The sequence below is a fragment of the Mesorhizobium sp. M1E.F.Ca.ET.041.01.1.1 genome, from assembly GCF_003997355.1.
GTDB lineage: Bacteria > Pseudomonadota > Alphaproteobacteria > Rhizobiales > Rhizobiaceae > Mesorhizobium.
In genome coordinates this window covers 1-444 of record NZ_RZSL01001261.1, presented here as the reverse complement: position 1 = coordinate 444, position 444 = coordinate 1, and the positions used below count along the sequence as shown (strand labels likewise).

The window sequence follows — 444 nt, the reverse complement described above, 5'->3', positions numbered from 1 at the left end:
ACGGTAGACAGCGTCGTCAAAGCCGGTGTTGTAACCATGGACGAAGACCATGACCCGGCCGCCACGGGCATCGATGTCGGCGTTGAGCGCGCTCGTGAATTTCGGCTGCGTGTCGTAACCGACGACCTCGGATGCCATGAAATATTTAGTCGGGTCGTTGGAGTTGCCGCGCGAGCGGCGCTCGATCTGGCCGGTCTGGTGGACCGGCGGCACCGTGACGCTGACGCGGGCATAGTTGAGCGTCGCCGAGCGCTCACCGTCGAAGACCTTATTCGGGTCGTCGGAGCGCTTGCGCGTGGTGGCGATGAAGATCGAGTGGTTGCCGGCGATCTCGGTCGCCTGCGTCGGCACGACGACGCTGCCCAGAATTTCCTCTGTCTGCCGCCCCGCGCAGCCTGCCATCAACAGAGCCAGGGCAATGATCAAAAGCGTCTTCACATGCAC

Annotated in this window: 1 protein-coding gene; it reads right to left on the bottom strand. The window is 62.8% G+C overall.

The annotated features are described in order from the left end of the window. The coding region (locus EOA38_RS38690; RefSeq protein WP_245481046.1) for an alpha/beta hydrolase at nucleotides 1–444 on the bottom strand (444 nt) is incomplete at both ends.